At 60.6% G+C, this 14,776-nt stretch carries 17 protein-coding genes and 1 pseudogene; 9 read left to right on the plus strand and 9 right to left on the minus strand.

Going from position 1 to position 14,776, the window contains the following annotated elements; all coding sequences use genetic code 11:
• The first annotated feature begins 100 nt into the window (after window positions 1-100).
• From WI754_RS16315 to WI754_RS16340, 6 genes are all read left to right on the plus strand, one after another.
• Window positions 101-856 (plus strand): membrane-anchored protein, encoded by a 756-nt coding sequence (locus tag WI754_RS16315; protein ID WP_349434533.1) that lies wholly within the window; start codon window positions 101-103, stop codon window positions 854-856.
• 3 nt (window positions 857-859) lie between these two features.
• Window positions 860-1,093 carry a BolA family transcriptional regulator gene (locus WI754_RS16320; RefSeq protein WP_018324712.1) on the plus strand — a complete coding sequence of 78 codons (234 nt, stop codon included), beginning with the start codon at window positions 860-862 and terminating at the stop codon, window positions 1,091-1,093.
• A gap of 5 nt (window positions 1,094-1,098) precedes the next feature.
• Window positions 1,099-1,323 carry a hypothetical protein gene (locus tag WI754_RS16325; protein ID WP_349434534.1) on the plus strand — a complete coding sequence of 75 codons (225 nt, stop codon included), beginning with the start codon at window positions 1,099-1,101 and terminating at the stop codon, window positions 1,321-1,323.
• A gap of 138 nt (window positions 1,324-1,461) precedes the next feature.
• Window positions 1,462-1,797 carry a Grx4 family monothiol glutaredoxin gene (gene grxD, locus WI754_RS16330; RefSeq protein WP_113003395.1) on the plus strand — a complete coding sequence of 112 codons (336 nt, stop codon included), beginning with the start codon at window positions 1,462-1,464 and terminating at the stop codon, window positions 1,795-1,797.
• Window positions 1,798-2,168: 371 nt separating this feature from the next.
• Window positions 2,169-3,404, plus strand: a complete 1,236-nt coding sequence (locus WI754_RS16335; protein WP_349434535.1) for a multidrug effflux MFS transporter — start codon at window positions 2,169-2,171, stop codon at window positions 3,402-3,404.
• 38 nt (window positions 3,405-3,442) lie between these two features.
• Complete coding sequence (locus tag WI754_RS16340) at window positions 3,443-4,729, plus strand: multidrug effflux MFS transporter (protein ID WP_349434536.1); 1,287 nt, start codon at window positions 3,443-3,445, stop codon at window positions 4,727-4,729.
• Window positions 4,730-4,801: 72 nt separating this feature from the next.
• On the opposite strand, the gene WI754_RS16345 is transcribed toward WI754_RS16340, so the two are convergent.
• The 5 genes from WI754_RS16345 to WI754_RS16365 form a co-directional block, all read right to left on the minus strand.
• A complete protein-coding gene (locus WI754_RS16345; protein ID WP_349434537.1) occupies window positions 4,802-5,626 on the minus strand; it encodes an inositol monophosphatase in 825 nt (274 codons plus the stop codon).
• Window positions 5,623-6,513, minus strand: a complete 891-nt coding sequence (gene ttcA / locus WI754_RS16350; RefSeq protein WP_349434538.1) for a tRNA 2-thiocytidine(32) synthetase TtcA — start codon at window positions 6,511-6,513, stop codon at window positions 5,623-5,625. Before ttcA ends, WI754_RS16345 begins: the two co-directional genes overlap by 4 nt.
• Window positions 6,514-6,636: 123 nt before the next feature.
• Window positions 6,637-7,581, minus strand: a complete 945-nt coding sequence (locus WI754_RS16355; RefSeq protein ID WP_349434539.1) for a glutaminase — start codon at window positions 7,579-7,581, stop codon at window positions 6,637-6,639.
• Between the two features lie 91 nt (window positions 7,582-7,672).
• Entirely contained in the window at window positions 7,673-8,290 is a 618-nt protein-coding gene (gene rpsD, locus WI754_RS16360) for a 30S ribosomal protein S4 (RefSeq protein ID WP_018324703.1), read from the minus strand.
• A gap of 283 nt (window positions 8,291-8,573) precedes the next feature.
• Window positions 8,574-9,101, minus strand: a complete 528-nt coding sequence (locus WI754_RS16365) for a MarR family transcriptional regulator (protein ID WP_349434540.1) — start codon at window positions 9,099-9,101, stop codon at window positions 8,574-8,576.
• A 110-nt stretch (window positions 9,102-9,211) separates the two neighbouring features.
• On the opposite strand from WI754_RS16365, the gene WI754_RS16370 reads away from it, so the two are divergent.
• Window positions 9,212-9,547 (plus strand): cupin domain-containing protein, encoded by a 336-nt coding sequence (locus tag WI754_RS16370; RefSeq protein ID WP_349434541.1) that lies wholly within the window; start codon window positions 9,212-9,214, stop codon window positions 9,545-9,547.
• A 19-nt stretch (window positions 9,548-9,566) separates the two neighbouring features.
• On the opposite strand, the pseudogene WI754_RS16375 reads toward WI754_RS16370, so the two are convergent.
• The 4 genes and pseudogenes from WI754_RS16375 to WI754_RS16390 all read right to left on the minus strand — a co-directional run bounded on the left by WI754_RS16375 (window position 9,567) and on the right by WI754_RS16390 (window position 13,435).
• Window positions 9,567-11,085 (minus strand): annotated as a pseudogene (locus WI754_RS16375) (ATP-binding protein).
• A gap of 125 nt (window positions 11,086-11,210) precedes the next feature.
• Window positions 11,211-12,014, minus strand: coding sequence for a glutamate racemase (gene murI / locus WI754_RS16380; RefSeq protein WP_349434542.1), 804 nt, complete (start codon window positions 12,012-12,014; stop codon window positions 11,211-11,213).
• Window positions 11,995-12,828, minus strand: coding sequence for an RNA methyltransferase (locus WI754_RS16385; protein ID WP_349434543.1), 834 nt, complete (start codon window positions 12,826-12,828; stop codon window positions 11,995-11,997). The genes murI and WI754_RS16385 overlap by 20 nt, the downstream gene beginning before the upstream one ends.
• A gap of 82 nt (window positions 12,829-12,910) precedes the next feature.
• Entirely contained in the window at window positions 12,911-13,435 is a 525-nt protein-coding gene (locus WI754_RS16390) for a hypothetical protein (RefSeq protein WP_349434544.1), read from the minus strand.
• Window positions 13,436-13,634: 199 nt separating this feature from the next.
• On the opposite strand from WI754_RS16390, the gene WI754_RS16395 reads away from it, so the two are divergent.
• Both WI754_RS16395 and WI754_RS16400 read left to right on the plus strand, forming a co-directional pair.
• On the plus strand, window positions 13,635-14,243 hold the full coding sequence (locus WI754_RS16395) for a DJ-1/PfpI family protein (protein ID WP_349434545.1): 609 nt from the start codon (window positions 13,635-13,637) through the stop codon (window positions 14,241-14,243).
• 116 nt (window positions 14,244-14,359) lie between these two features.
• Entirely contained in the window at window positions 14,360-14,752 is a 393-nt protein-coding gene (locus tag WI754_RS16400; protein ID WP_349437838.1) for a ribbon-helix-helix domain-containing protein, read from the plus strand.
• The last annotated feature ends 24 nt before the right edge of the window (window positions 14,753-14,776 follow it).

The following is a 14,776-nucleotide window of genomic DNA, read 5'->3' on the forward strand; positions in this document are numbered from 1 at the left end:
AGGAAAGACGCTGAAACAAACGACAGCAGCCCTTCCCAACTTTAACCTGAACCCTATCTGACGATCCAAAAGAACACACGGATAGGTTTCAGGGGGACGCATGAGCGGAGGTGAAGTGCACTGGTACACGTGGTTGAACAAATTGCGCCGCTCTTGGCGGTATCGCCTGGCTTATCGGCTGGCGCGGCCGCAGGCGCCGAAACAACCCATCCCTTTCCGTGGCCCGGCGCTGATCGTTGGTTCTGCGCCGGCTTCCAACTTGCCAGACGGATTTGACAGCCGATTTTCCGTTATTTGCGTCAACGGTTCCCAGATTGTGACGGCGGACTGGGGTATAGATGCGCCAGACGTCACCTTCCTGCAATTCAACCAGGTAGAAGGCAACGGCGAACGCGCGACCGCTGTGCGCCGCGCTCTGTCGGGCAAACGCTGCCGCATTCTCTATGTGCTTCGATGGCCGAAGAGCGAAGCACGATTGCGCGAAGGTCTCGCAGCGTTTGACTATGGCTTCGATGAATTGCGGCTCATCAACCAGTATGATCGAACCCGGCTGGCCGAATCGGTGCTCGGACGCGTCATTGCTGAAGGTGACAATGAATCGAAATTTTCCAATGGCATAACGTCGCTCCTCTACGCCATTCACAATGGCGCAACCGCGGTCATCATTACAGGGATCGATCCTTCGTCGACCGGCCATATCTACAACGCCCTCAACATGCAGAGGCTGCACTCCGATACCGACGTAAAAATATTGATCGAACTGTTGGAACGCGGTTTTCGCCTCTATACAAGTGATCCTCATGTGGCAGAATCGACTGGATTGCCGCTTTGGAGCAAGAAAGAATTGAGGGAGTAGCGTATGCCGATGACACCGGGCGATATTGAAGACATGATCAAATCCGGTATCCCGGGCGCCAAGGTGACGATCCGGGATCTGGCCGGAGACGGCGACCATTATGCGGCTGAAGTCGTGGCAGAAGCCTTCCGCGGCAAGAGCCGGGTTCAGCAGCACCAGATGGTCTACAATGCTCTGAAGGGAAATATGGGCGGCGTGCTGCACGCGCTTGCCCTTCAGACATCCGCGCCGGAGTAGGCTTGATGGCCGGCCTGATGAATGAACTGGTCAGTGGCGTCGTTGCGAGTGTTCTGAAGGAAATCCTAAAGAAGACCGGTGGCAGGACCGCGACGAAGCGCCAGAAACGTCAGGCGCGGTCTGCCACCACCGGCCGCTTTAAGAAAGCGACCGCGACAAGGGGCGCGAAGCCAGCGAAGAAGCAGGTGAGCCGCCGCAGGACGGCAGCCTCGCGGAGCAAGACGCGATGATTGCGCCGGCGGCGTGTTGCCGCCCTGCAAGCCATCAATTTTTGTTGGGATCGGGTGATGAAAATCACCGGCCTGCATGCTATCTAAAACGGATCGACACCCCCGGCCCTTGAAGCTGGAGCAGGAAGGACACGACATATGAGCGGAATCAACGAATTTATCGACAACGAAGTAAAGAGCAACGACGTCGTTCTTTTCATGAAGGGCACGCCGCAATTCCCCCAATGTGGGTTCTCTGGCCAAGTGGTCCAGATGCTCGACTATATCGGTGTCGACTATAAGGGCATCAACGTGCTCGCCGATGCTGATCTTCGCCAGGGCATCAAGGACTATTCCAACTGGCCGACCATTCCGCAGCTCTACATCAAGGGCGAATTCATCGGCGGCTGCGACATCGTGCGCGAAATGTTCCAGGCTGGCGAACTCCAGTCGCATTTCGAAGAACATGGCGTCGCCGTCAAGGGCGCAGCCTGAAATCTGATTTCGGTTACAGTGGCACCTGAAAAAGGCGGGTCACCGCCTTTTTTGATTCCGGCGAATTGTGAAGGCTACCTAATATTGCGCGACCTTTAACAGTCGCGGCCAATATGAAGCGGCTGTCACAAGATGGTCGCGAAACAGGGCGTAAGCACGCGCAGGCAAACGTTCGGCACCGAAATCCGAATAATTGCCTACGCCTCCTCGGCCAGCCCGGATCATCCGGTTCTTTTCTTGAAAGCGCTCGGAGCCTCGCTTTCGACCAGATATGGGACTACCGGCTCCTGCATTTTCATCCGCGCCTGTTCTTGACTGGAAACGTATTCGTTTCAGTTCAGGTGCCCGGCACCTCCGCCAGGAATATTCCTATGACCATTACCACCGAAGCACCGGGCCCTCAGGCTTTGTCGAAACCCCAATTCGTCACGCTGATGGCCATGCTGATGGCGATCAATGCGATTTCGATCGATATCATGTTGCCGGGCCTGCAGCAGATCGGCGCCAGCCTCGGCGTGGCCGATGAGAACACGCGCCAATATGTCATTACCGCCTATCTGCTCGGCATGGGCTGCGCCCAGTTGTTCTTTGGTCCGCTTTCCGACCGGTTCGGGCGCAAGCTGCCGCTTCTCGGCGGCCTCGGCGTCTATGCGCTCTGTGCGCTTGCGATCGTCTTCGTGCCGTCCTTCGCCGGGCTGCTGGCGCTGCGGTTCATGCAGGGCATCGGTGCCGCCGCGACGCGGGTCATCACCATTTCGATCGTTCGCGATATCTATGGCGGGCGGATGATGGCGGAGGTCATGTCGCTGGTCATGATGGTCTTCATGATCGTGCCGGTCATTGCGCCAAGCATCGGCCAGTTGATCATGATCTTTGCCGAATGGCACATGATCTTCGTGGTCATCTGCCTGTTTGCGCTGCTGGTGGCGACGCTGGTTGCGCTGCGACTGCCGGAGACGCTCTCGGTCGAACGTCGCCGCCCCTTCACGATCGCATCCATCGCCGATGCATTCCGCATCGTGCTGACCAACCGTGTTTCGCTCTGCTATTCGCTGGCCGCATCCTTCATCTTCGGCGGGCTGTTCGGCTTCATCAATTCCGCGCAGCAGGTTCTGGTCGGCATATACGGGCTTGGGCACTGGTTCCCGCTGGTCTTTGCAGGTTTTGCCGGTACGATGGCGGTCGCCTCCTTCACCAATTCGCGTCTTGTCAAACGCTACGGCATGCGCCGTCTCTCGCACGGCGCGCTGATCGGATTCGTCCTGGTGAGCCTTGCCTGGGCAGCGGCATCGATCTTCGGTGCGCTTCCTTTCTGGCTTTTCGTCCTTCTCTATGGCATGGCCATGTTCCAGTTCGGCCTGATCGGTGCGAATTTTAACGCCATGGCCATGGAACCGCTCGGCCACGTCGCCGGAACTGCATCCTCCGTGCTCGGCTTCGCCCAGACGATCGGCGGCGCAGTCATCGGGGCATTGATCGGGCAGGCATTCGACGGCACCGTCACGCCGCTTGCCATCGGGTTCCTGTCGGTCTCCGTCATCGGCCTGTGCTTCGTGCTCGTCGCCGAAAAAGGCTGGCTTTTCAGCCCGCATAATCCGTCAGTTTAACGACTGCTGTCTCCTCCCAAGACATCATAGGTCCTTTCATGTCCGCCACCACGACCGCTGAACACATCGAAAATATCGGCTCCTCCCGAATAGGCCTCGGCTTCTTCGAATTCGTCATCACCATAGCGCTCATGACCGCGAGCGTGGCGATCGCCATCGACATCATGCTGCCGGCCCTGCCCGCCATCGGCCAGTCGCTCAACGTCGCCAACACCAACGACGCGCAGCTGGTCATCGGTATCTTCTTCCTCGGATTCGGCTGCTCGCAGATCATCTTCGGCAGCCTGTCGGACACCTTTGGACGCCGCGCGATCCTGCTGGGTGGTCTTGTCTTCTTTACCGTGACGATGTTCGGTGCGGCCGCGACAGAGAGCTTCGAAATGCTCCTTCTGCTCCGGTTCGTCCAGGGCATCGGTGCCGCAGCAGTTCGCATCACCACCATGGCGGTGGTGCGCGACTGTTTCGGTGGCCGTGAAATGGCGCGTGTCATGTCCTATGTGATGATCGTCTTCATGATCGTGCCGATCGTTGCCCCTTCGCTTGGCCAGGCCGTGATCTATTATGCGAACTGGCATTGGATCTTCATCCTACTCGGCTGCGTCGGCACCATCCTTTTCGTCTGGGCCGGCCTGCGCCTCAAGGAATCGCTGCCGCACGAAGAACGGCTGCCTCTGTCGGTGGCCTCCGTCGCCTCCGGCTTCCGCACCGTTCTCACCAACCGCATCACCTGCGGCTACATGATCGGCATGACCCTGTTCACCGCCGTCATCTGCGCCTACATCGTCACCGTTCAGCAGATCTTCGGCGAGGTCTACGGCCTCGGCGACTGGCTGCCGATCGCCTTTGCCGGAACCGCCGGCGGCATCGCCGTCGCCAACTTCGCCAATGGCTATTTCGTCCGCAGCTTCGGCATGCGGCGCATCTCGCATGCAGCGATGATCCTGTTCACGCTGCTCTCCGGTGCAGGGCTCCTCGTGTCGCTCGGAGGAACGCCGTCCTTCCTGGTTGCCTATCTGCTGTTCTCGGTCCTGTTAATGATGTTTGCCGTGATCGGCACCAATTTCACGGCGATCAGCCTCGAACCGATGGGCCATCTGGCAGGTACGGCCACGGCCATCACCGGTTTCGTTTCCACCACCGGCGGCGCGCTGATCGGCGGCGCTGTCGGGCAGATGTTCAACGGTACAGTCCAGCCGCTGTTTGCCGGCTTTACCGCCTTCGGTGCGGTGACAATCCTGGCTGTGCTCTGGGCAGAAAAAGGCAAGCTCTTTACTCACCCGGGCGATGATCATGCCCTGCTTGAGGGTGGCGGCGGACATGTGTGATCTCACAACCATGAAAAAGGCCCGCTCGAACGATGTCGAGCGGGCCTTTTTCATGGTGTATTCTTCATCGTCTCAGACGGTAAACACCTCCCGGCGAAGCACGTCCCAGCAATCCTTGTCGGACGCGAGCAGAAGGCCGCCATTCACATGTTCCGGGCGATAGGGCGAACCATCGAAGCGCGCGGCATAGGCGCCCGCCTCTTCCGCGATCAGCGTTCCGGCAAGGTGATCCCATGGCATCAGCTTCTGATACATCAGGAAGTGGAAATGCCCCGCCGCGAAGGCGCGGTATTCATGCGCCGCACAGCGATAGCTCGTGGCAATGCGCACCTTCGCCATGTTGCCCATGACGATGCGCCGGTTTTCCGGCGAATAGAAACCGGTCGACGCGCAGCCGACAAGGCTTTCCAGCGGCAGCGACGGCGCGACGCTCAATCGTTCCTGCGAACCATCCGCCTTGCACAGCCAGGCGCCTGCGCCTTTTTCCGCGATCACCCAGTCATTGCCCATCGGGTCGTAGATCACGCCGGCAACGGTTTCGCCCTTGGCGACGACAGAGGCCATGACGCCGAACAGCGGCATGCCGGCGGCATAGTTGAACGTGCCGTCGATCGGATCGACGATGAAAGCGAGATCGGCCCCCGCAAGGCGGTCCAGCAGCGCCGGATCGGCGGCGACGGACTCTTCGCCGATAAACAGCGCATCCTGCGCGACTTCCGCCATGCGCGCCTTGATCAGGCGTTCCGCCGCTTCGTCGGCTTCCGTCACAAGATCGATGGCCTCCGATTTCATCCGCACGTCACCCGTGCCGAGATTGCGGAACTTCGGCAGGATCTCCTTGACCGCAGCCTCCTGCAGGATATTGGCGATGGCTGCGATATCGATGGCAGATGTCATGCTTTGGGCTCCGCGAACAGGGATTGGAAATCGAACAGTTTCGGATCGAGCAGGTGCGACGGATTGACGTGGCCGAGCGCCCTCAGCATCGTGTCCTTGCGACCGGGCATGCGGCGCTCGATATCCGACAGCATCGCCTTCATGGCATTGCGCTCCAGCCCGTCCTGCGAGCCGCAGAGGTCGCAGGGAATGATCGGAAATTCCATCGCCGCCGCGAATTTGGCGAGATCGTCCTCGGCCGCATAGGCAAGCGGCCGGAGCACCATCAGATCGCCGTCGTCGTTCAGGAGTTTGGCCGGCATCGAGGCAAGCCTTCCCCCATGGAAGAAGTTCATGAAGAAGGTCTCGAGGATATCCTCGCGGTGATGGCCGAGCACCAGCGCGTCGCAGCCTTCCTCGCGGGCGATCCGGTAGAGATTGCCGCGGCGCAGGCGCGAACAGAGCGCGCAATAGGTGCCGCCCGCCGGCACTTTTTCCTTCACGATCGAATAGGTGTCGCGATATTCGATCCGGTGCTGGACGCCGATCGAGGTCAGGTAATCCGGCAGCACATGCTTGGGGAAATTCGGCTGGCCCTGGTCAAGGTTGCAGGCGACCAGTTCGACCGGCAGGAGGCCGCGCCATTGCAGGTCCATCAAGAGCGCCAGCAGACTGTAGCTGTCCTTGCCGCCGGACACGCCGATCAGCCAGCGCTTCTGGCCCTTCAGCATGCCGAAATCCTCAATCGCCTGGCGCACCTGCCGCAGCAACCGCTTGCGCAGTTTATTGAACGAAACCGAGGACGGCATCTTGGCGAAGATCGGATGCAGCGCGTCATCAAGGGCCTGATCCGATCCGGACGAAGGCTCTTCGAGATCGGCGACCGGCGATGGGGTGGAAATATCCATGACAAAGTCCCGGATTGGAAAACGCGATAAGGAGCATGCGTTGTGAACTGCACTTGCCCGTGTATGCCGGCAAGATCAAGGAAAATGCACGCGGATCGATGTGAAACTTCGGGAAAGGACCGCTCAGGCGCCGAATACAGACCATCCGGTGCGACTGGCCAGCATTTCGAGCGCCAGGGAACCAAGCAGCGAGTTGCCGTTGTGGTTGAGGCCGGGCGACCAGACTGCGACGGAAGCTTTGCCGGGCGCCGCCACCAGAATACCGCCGCCGACACCGCTCTTGCCGGGCAGACCGACACGATAGGCGAAATCGCCCGAGCCGTCATAATGGCCGCAGGTCAGCATCAGCGCATTGATGCGCCGCGCCCTCTGGCGCGAAACGACGGAATGTTTCGTCAGCGGATTGCTGCCGGAGGCGGCAAGGAACAGGCCAGCCTTTGCCAGCTGGACGCAGCTCATCGCCAGGGCGCATTGATGGAAATAGACGCCGAGCACGTGCTCGACCGGATGATCGAGCTTGCCGAAGGCACGCATGAAATTGGCGAGCGCGACGTTGCGATAGCCGGTCGCTGCCTCCGATCGCGCCACCTCATGATCGATGAGGATATCCTCCTCGTCGGCAAGGTAGCGGACAAAGCGGACGATCTCGCCGATCGCCTCCTTGGGCGTGTGGCCCGCCAGAACCAGATCGGTAATCGCGATCGCGCCGGCATTGATGAAGGGATTGCGGGGAATGCCGTGCTCGTGCTCGAGCTGGACGATCGAATTGAAGGCGGAGCCGGACGGCTCTCGGCCGACCCGCGCCCAGATGCTTTCGCCGTGTTTGCCGAGCGCCAGCGTCAGCGTGAAGACCTTGGAGATACTCTGGATCGAGAAGGGAACCTCGGCATCGCCGGCCTTGTAGACATCGCCATCGACGGTCACGACGGCCATGCCGAAACGCTTGGGATCGACGCGGGCGAGCTGAGGAATGTAATCGGCAACCTTCCCCTCACCGAGCCTTGGTGTCAGCTCGTGGTGGATATCATCAACAATCGACTGCAGGTCCAACGGTTCCGTGCCGGGCATCAGTCATTCTCCGCGTCAGTGCAGCGCAACAAAAAAGCCACCCATCTCTGAGTGGCTTTTCCGAATTTCACAAGGCCGAGGCCAGAAGAAATTATCGCGAATAGAATTCGACGACGAGGTTCGGTTCCATGACGACCGGGTACGGAACGTCAGTCAGGCCCGGAACGCGAGCATAGGTCGCAACCATCTTGTTGTGGTCGACTTCGATGTAGTCCGGAACGTCGCGCTCAGCGAGCTGAACGGCTTCGAGAACCGAAACGAGCTGCTTGGACTTTTCGCGGACTTCGATGACGTCGCCGGCCTTGCAGCGGTAGGAACCGATGTTGACGCGAACGCCGTTGACCTTGACGTGGCCGTGGTTGACGAACTGACGGGCAGCAAAGACCGTCGGAACGAACTTGGCGCGGTAGACGATCGCGTCGAGGCGCGATTCGAGCAGACCGATCAGGTTTTCCGAGGTGTCGCCCTTGCGGCGGTTGGCTTCGTCGTAGATCGCGCGGAACTGCTTCTCGCGGATGTCGCCGTAGTAGCCCTTGAGCTTCTGCTTGGCGCGCAGCTGCACGCCGAAGTCGGAAAGCTTGGACTTGCGGCGCTGGCCGTGCTGGCCCGGGCCGTATTCGCGACGGTTGACCGGCGACTTCGGGCGGCCCCAGATATTTTCGCCCATACGGCGATCGATTTTGTACTTGGACGATTCGCGCTTGCTCATCGCATTTCCTTTCAAACGGTTACACCGGTCTGTTGACAAACCGGATCAAGGAAACACGCCCTCCTCTGAACCTCGTTTTAGAAGCTCTGACAGGTTTCTCACGATCACGCTGACGGAGAAGCCACGGGACATGTCGGTTCACGCATTTGCCGTTCCGCCCTTGTCGGACAGGACAGGCATATGCGCCATTAAAAAGTAACACCGGGCATTTCGGCCCGGCGTTGGGGCGGCTTTAGTGGCTTCAGCCCCAATTGTCAAACGAATTTGCGCGTTTTGGCCTGGGTCAGGCTCTATCGCCGTCTTTCCGCGCCTCCAGCGAGATCAGGAGCTTGCGCAGCAAAGACGCAAGATCGACCCGATCCTTTGGACTTAGACCGGCAAGATAAAAGGATTCGCTGGCCATGTCGGCGCGAAACGCAGTCTCGGCCAAGCGCGCGCCCTCCTTGGTCAAACCGACGACGACGCTGCGTCCATCCTCTGCCGACCGCTCCCGCACGACAAGGCCCGCCTTCTGCAACCGGTCGAGCCGGTGCGTCAGGCCGCCCGATGAGATCATCAGCGAGGTATAGAGCTCGGTCGGCGTCAGCCTGCAAGGCGCTCCTGACCGCCGCAATGTCGCAATGACGTCGAACTCGCCGCGATCGAGCCCGAAGGAGGCGAAAGTCTCCTCGATCGACGGCCGCACGAGGTTCGTAAGCCGGTAGGCACGTCCCAGGATCGTCATCGGCTCGGTGTCGAGGTCCGGCAGCTCGTTCGCCCATTGCTGCTGCAACCGGTCCACATGGTCCGAGTTTTCACGTTCATTCGCCACGGCTGGTCTCCGCTTTCACGCATATATCTTGATAGGAAGATAGTTTCCCGATATATCTTCTCGCTAAGATATATTCGCTCGACAGTCGGTTCAATCCCATGGAGGCCAGCATGTTTCATGTCATCCCGCGCGCCAAACAGGATCAGCGCCCGAACCGGACGATTCTGTTTGAAGGCGGACAATATGGCGCGCCGATCTCGCTGTTTCTGGTTGACAATGCGCCCGGCGAAGGCCCTGCGCTTCACACGCATCCCTATACGGAGACGTGGATCGTCCGCTCCGGACAGGCGCAGTTCACCGTCGACCGGGAAACGATCGATGCCAATCCCGGCGATATCATCGTCGTCAATCCAGAAACGCCGCACCGTTTCGTCAATACGGGCGCTGGCCGACTGGAGCTGACCTGCATCCACGCGTCGGAACGCGTCGTCCAAACGTGGGTGTAACCGCGCAGGCGACGGAGCATCACTCCGCTGCGCTACGGCTTCCTGCGTCATCGTAAACGGCATCCGCCGCCCCTGGCGCCGTCTCCACCTGCAGATCGGGAAACGCAACAATCCTCTTGCCGGAGAGATCGCTGTGGACAACGATCAGCCCTTGCTCCTCGAAATAGCCAAGGAGACGCCGCGCGCGGCGGGCGGAATGGGTGCCATAGGCCCGCGCGATCATCGCATCCGACGGACATGGCAGACCGCGCACAGCCGACTGCGCAACCAGCAGGAAAACGCCCTGCAAGTCCTCGGTCACCTGCCGCGACAGTTCCAGCGCTGAAGCCCAGATTTCGCTTGCTGCCGTTTGCGGATCCACGCCCGAGCGCGCGACCGCCATTTTGCGGCGGAAGGCGCTCAGCGAAAGCGGGGCACCGGGCACGCGGCGGATACGGCAGCGGACAAGAAAATCCTGGAACAGTTCGGCATCGGCACGGAAAGCGGCCTCCGGGTTTTCGAGGATTTCGGCAAGCAGGCTGTCGAGCAGCGCTTCGCGTTCCATAGCCGGCATTTCAGGCACCGGCGCCTTCGGTTCTGCAAGTGTTGCCGGTTCAGGCCGCGGACGCGACAGTTCGGCCAGAATATCGGTGGCCGGTCGCGGCTGGGCGCTCGGGCGGCGAAGGATCGGGCGGATCAGTTCCTCCGGGTCCGGTGTGAAGATCAGATCTTCGACGTCGGCGACCGCTTCCGGCAGCGGCGTCAGTTTCGGACTGGTGGACCGGGCCGAGGTCTCGACATTGCCGATTGTGACCGGCAGCGGACGGCGCGACAGGGCGGGACCAAGCGCCACGAAAGAGCCGCGCTTCAAATCGCGAAACATTTCGGCCGTACGCCGGTCCATGCCAAGAAGGTCAGCGGCGCGGGCCATGTCGATATCGAGAAAGGTGCGGCCCATCAGGAAATTGGAGGCTTCGGCCGCGACGTTCTTGGCGAGCTTTGCCAATCGCTGGGTCGCGATAACGCCGGCAAGCCCGCGCTTGCGGCTTGCCACGGCACATCAGGTTGGTCATGGCGCCGAGCGAGATTTTGCGCGCCTCTTCCGAGACGTCGCCCGCAACGGACGGGGCAAACATCTGCGCCTCATCGACGACGACCAGAACCGGATACCAATAATCGCGGTCGGCATCGAACATTGCGTTAAGGAAGATGCCGGCATTGCGCATCTGCTGCTCGATATCGAGCCCTTCGAGCGAGAGGACGCAGGAAACGCGATGCTGGCGGATACGGGTGGCGATGCCGATCAGTTCAGATTCCGTCCGCTCGCCCTCGATCACCACATGGCCGAACTTGTCGGCCAGCGTCACGAAATCGCCTTCGGGATCGATGATGCATTGCTGCACCCAAGGGGCGGACTGTTCCAGAAGCCGGCGCAGGAGATGCGATTTCCCGGAGCCTGAATTGCCCTGCACCAGAAGGCGCGTCGCCAGAAGCTCCTCGATATCGAGCGGAACGGATGCGCCATCGGACGCCGTCCCCATATCGATGCCGACTTTCATATCCACCTCGTCAAAACTGCCATGCCGGATGCGCCGCCACGAACCCGCAAGCGTCGAGCTTTAGCATCGTTTCGGCAGCTTTGCGCCCCGACCACGCCGAAACCCACAGGTAAGAAACATTTTGTTTACCGTATGGTAAGCCCGAACCCTTGCATCAACCTGCGGGTGGTGAAATCCGGTTTGCCCGATGTGAAGATCGCAGGGTCAACCCCGTTCAGAGGTTCAAAACCATCCGGCAGCGGCACCAGCCGCCGCGCCTGCCGCGCGATCGCCTCTGCCGGATCGAGCCAATCCACCGGCCAGGGCGCGAGGCGGCGGAAGACATTGGCCATGAAGGGGTAGTGGGTGCAGGCGAGCACGACGATATCGGTCTTGCGGCCGTCCTGCTCGACGAAACACTGTTCGATCTCGGCGACAACCGCCACATCGTCGATGGGTTCGCCGCGGATATAGGCTTCCGCCATCCGCGCCAGATTTTCCGAGCCGACCAGCCGGACATGGCATTGCGAGGCGAAGGACTGGATGAGATCACGCGTATAGGCCCGCTTTACCGTCCCAGGCGTTGCCAGCACGGAAACGAGTCCCGTGCGGGTGCGCTCCGCCGCCGGCTTGATTGCGGGCACCGTGCCGACGAAACGCATTTCCGGAAAGGCGGCGCGCAGTTCCGCCCCCACGAGGGTGAACGCGGTATTGCAGGCGATGATGCAGATTTCCGGGTCGTGCTCGGCCAGCAATTGCCCGAACAGTTTGATGACATGCTCCTTCAGCGCCGGCTCTTCCCAGCCACCGTAAGGAAAAGCCGCGTCGTCGGCGACATAGATGAAATGCCGCTCCGGCATCAGGACACGCGCCTCGCGCAGCACCGTGAGGCCGCCGATGCCGCTGTCGAAGACGAGGATGGGCTTCAGTTCAGAGGTCGTCGCCGGCATCGTCGGCCTTTTTCGCGCGCGAATTTTCCGGTGCTCCGGCACCGCGCGGCGCCTCGCGGGTGAAGCGATCTAGCGAAGAAATGACGCCTCGCACAAGACGAATTTCGGATTCGGTAAAGGCCGGGCGGGTCAGGACCGCGCGCAGATTTTCGACCAATTTCGGCTTTTTGGCGACCGGACGAAAATATCCGCGCGCATCGAGCGCTTCCTCGACGTGATCGAACAGGCCCTGCAGATGTTCCTTCGTCGCCGGCTTTTGCGAGAGCGCCTGAAACGATGTTTCCTCAGGCGATACCATGCTCGTCTTCAGCCACTCGTAGGACATGAGCAGAACCGCTTGTGCCAGATTGAGCGAGGCGAAGGCGGGATTGACGGGAAAGGTGACGATCTCGTCGGCGAGCGCGATTTCTTCGTTGGTGAGACCCGTGCGCTCCCGGCCGAACAGGATGCCCGTCGCCTGCCCTGCCGAGAACTTTTGGCGGAGCGTTTCCGCCGCGACAAGCGGAGACCGGACCGGCTTGTAGCCATAGCGGTCCCGCGCCGTCGTTGCATAGACGAAATTGAGATCGGCAATCGCCTCCTCCGTCGAAGCATAGAGCTTGGCGTTTTCGATGACGTGATCCGCCCGGCTCGCCGCCGATTTCGCCTTCTCGCTCGGCCAGCCATCGCGCGGATTGACGAGGCGCAGTTCGGAGAGCCCGAAATTGGCCATGGCGCGCGCCACCATGCCGATGTTCTCGCCAAGCTGCGGATGCACCAGAATGATCGCGGGACCTTCCGTCAGTAGTTCGCGCTCGCTGTTCGTTCCTGCCATGCTCTTGCCTTTAAGTCAGTTGCGGCGCTTCCCTTGCACAATTGAAAGGATTTTGAAAGGCGCACCGGTCCAAACGGGCCAATTACGGGTCGTTGGCGCCCTGGCTTGCGATGCCTTCAAGCTCCGCCTTGAGCGATCCTGCATCGCTGGCCCTGACGATATCGTCGATGACGGCATGGCCACTTTCCTCGATCACCATGAAATGCAGTTCGCTCGGCTTCCAGTCGGCCGCGCGATCGCCCAGGCAATGGGTGTTGTCGAAGGTTACCGTCACGTCGCTTTTGCCGCCTGTTTCAGGACCTGCAATCACGGTAAGGTCCTTGATGGCGCAACTGTCCTGGCCGCTGACGATGACATCGTAGTCGAAGGGAGAATCGCCCTCGTCATAGGCCGGGAATTTCGCAGCCGCGCGATAGGCCTTGGCAAAATCCTGGCTGTAGATGCGCCCGAGACGGGCTTCGGAAAAATAGTCCTCGCCCGGCTGAGCCTCTTCCGCCCAGCCCTTGACCGCTTCCTGCATGATCTCGTTGACAGGCGCTGCCGGATCCGCCGCCTCCGCCGTCGAGACGGTGCAGCAGGCAAGAAGCAAAAGCACGAAGCGCTTCATAATTATCTCCCGATTCGCATCTATAACCGACGCCAGCGCCGGATCGTCACGGTCATAGCCATTTTCACGGCGGCATGCGAGGCCGGTCTTATGCGCGTCGCGCCCGTCCCTCGCGTCTGTTGATGTAGTAACCGGCTAATACCCGGCTGCAAGGCGCACATGGCATTGTTTTCCCGCACGCGACACGATGGAGGATAAGATGAGCGGCAAGAAAATTCTGATGATCTGCGGCGACTTCACCGAAGACTACGAGACCATGGTGCCGTTCCAGGCGCTGCTCGCCGTTGGCCACACCGTCCACGCCGTCTGCCCCGGCAAAGCGGCCGGCGAACAGATCGCGACGGCTATCCACGATTTCGAGGGAAATCAGACCTATTCGGAAAAGCGCGGCCATAATTTTACGCTGAATGCCACTTTCGCCGAAACCAAAGCCGATGCCTACGATGCCCTCGTCATCCCCGGCGGCCGGGCGCCGGAATATCTTCGGCTCGACGCCGCCGTCATCGCCATGGTCCGGCATTTCTTCGATGCGGGAAAACCGGTCGCAGCCATCTGCCATGGCGCGCAGCTACTCTCTGCTGCGGGTGTGCTGAAAGGGCGAACCTGCTCGGCCTATCCGGCATGCCGTTTCGATGTCGAGCTGGCGGGCGGCCACTACGCGGAGATCCCGGTCGATCAGGCTGTCACCGACGGCAATCTGGTGACCGCTCCAGCCTGGCCTGCCCATCCTGCCTGGATCGGCCAGTTCCTCAAGGTTCTCGGCACCGAGATCCGCCATAGTCCCTCGCTGACGCGCTCGGCAGCCTGACAACCCCTTGTCAGACCGCACCAAAGCGCGGACACTGCGGGGCATGATGTTGTTCGAAACGCGCGAAATCGGACAACATCGTGGCTCATGGAAAGCCGGAATTCTGGGAGGAATGGATGTGCAGGCTATTCATCGGCGCCGATCCGGCGCTCTGGCAGAGTGTGACCCGCTCGGTGCGCATCGACGGCGTGGCGACGAGCATTCGGCTTGAAAGTTTCTTCTGGTCCATTCTCGAAGACATTGGAGAACGCGACGGCATGTCGGTCGGCCGCCTGATCGGGCGGCTCTATATGGAATCGATCGAGGAAGGACATGCGCCCGAAAACTTCACGTCCTTCCTCAGGGTCTGCTGCGGGCGGTACCTTGCGTTGCAGCTCGACGGGCTTGTGCCGGCCGGCCGCGAAGCGCCGATCGCCTCGCTCGATGCGCCCGCCATCCTGGCGCGGGAGAAACGCGGCTATCCAAAGTCTCCCGCTGGCTATTTTCCAAGGGCAGCACGGGGACATTGAACTGCGTCGCCGCCCCATACGAAA

This window comes from Pararhizobium sp. A13 (assembly GCF_040126305.1).
Lineage (GTDB): Bacteria > Pseudomonadota > Alphaproteobacteria > Rhizobiales > Rhizobiaceae > Pararhizobium.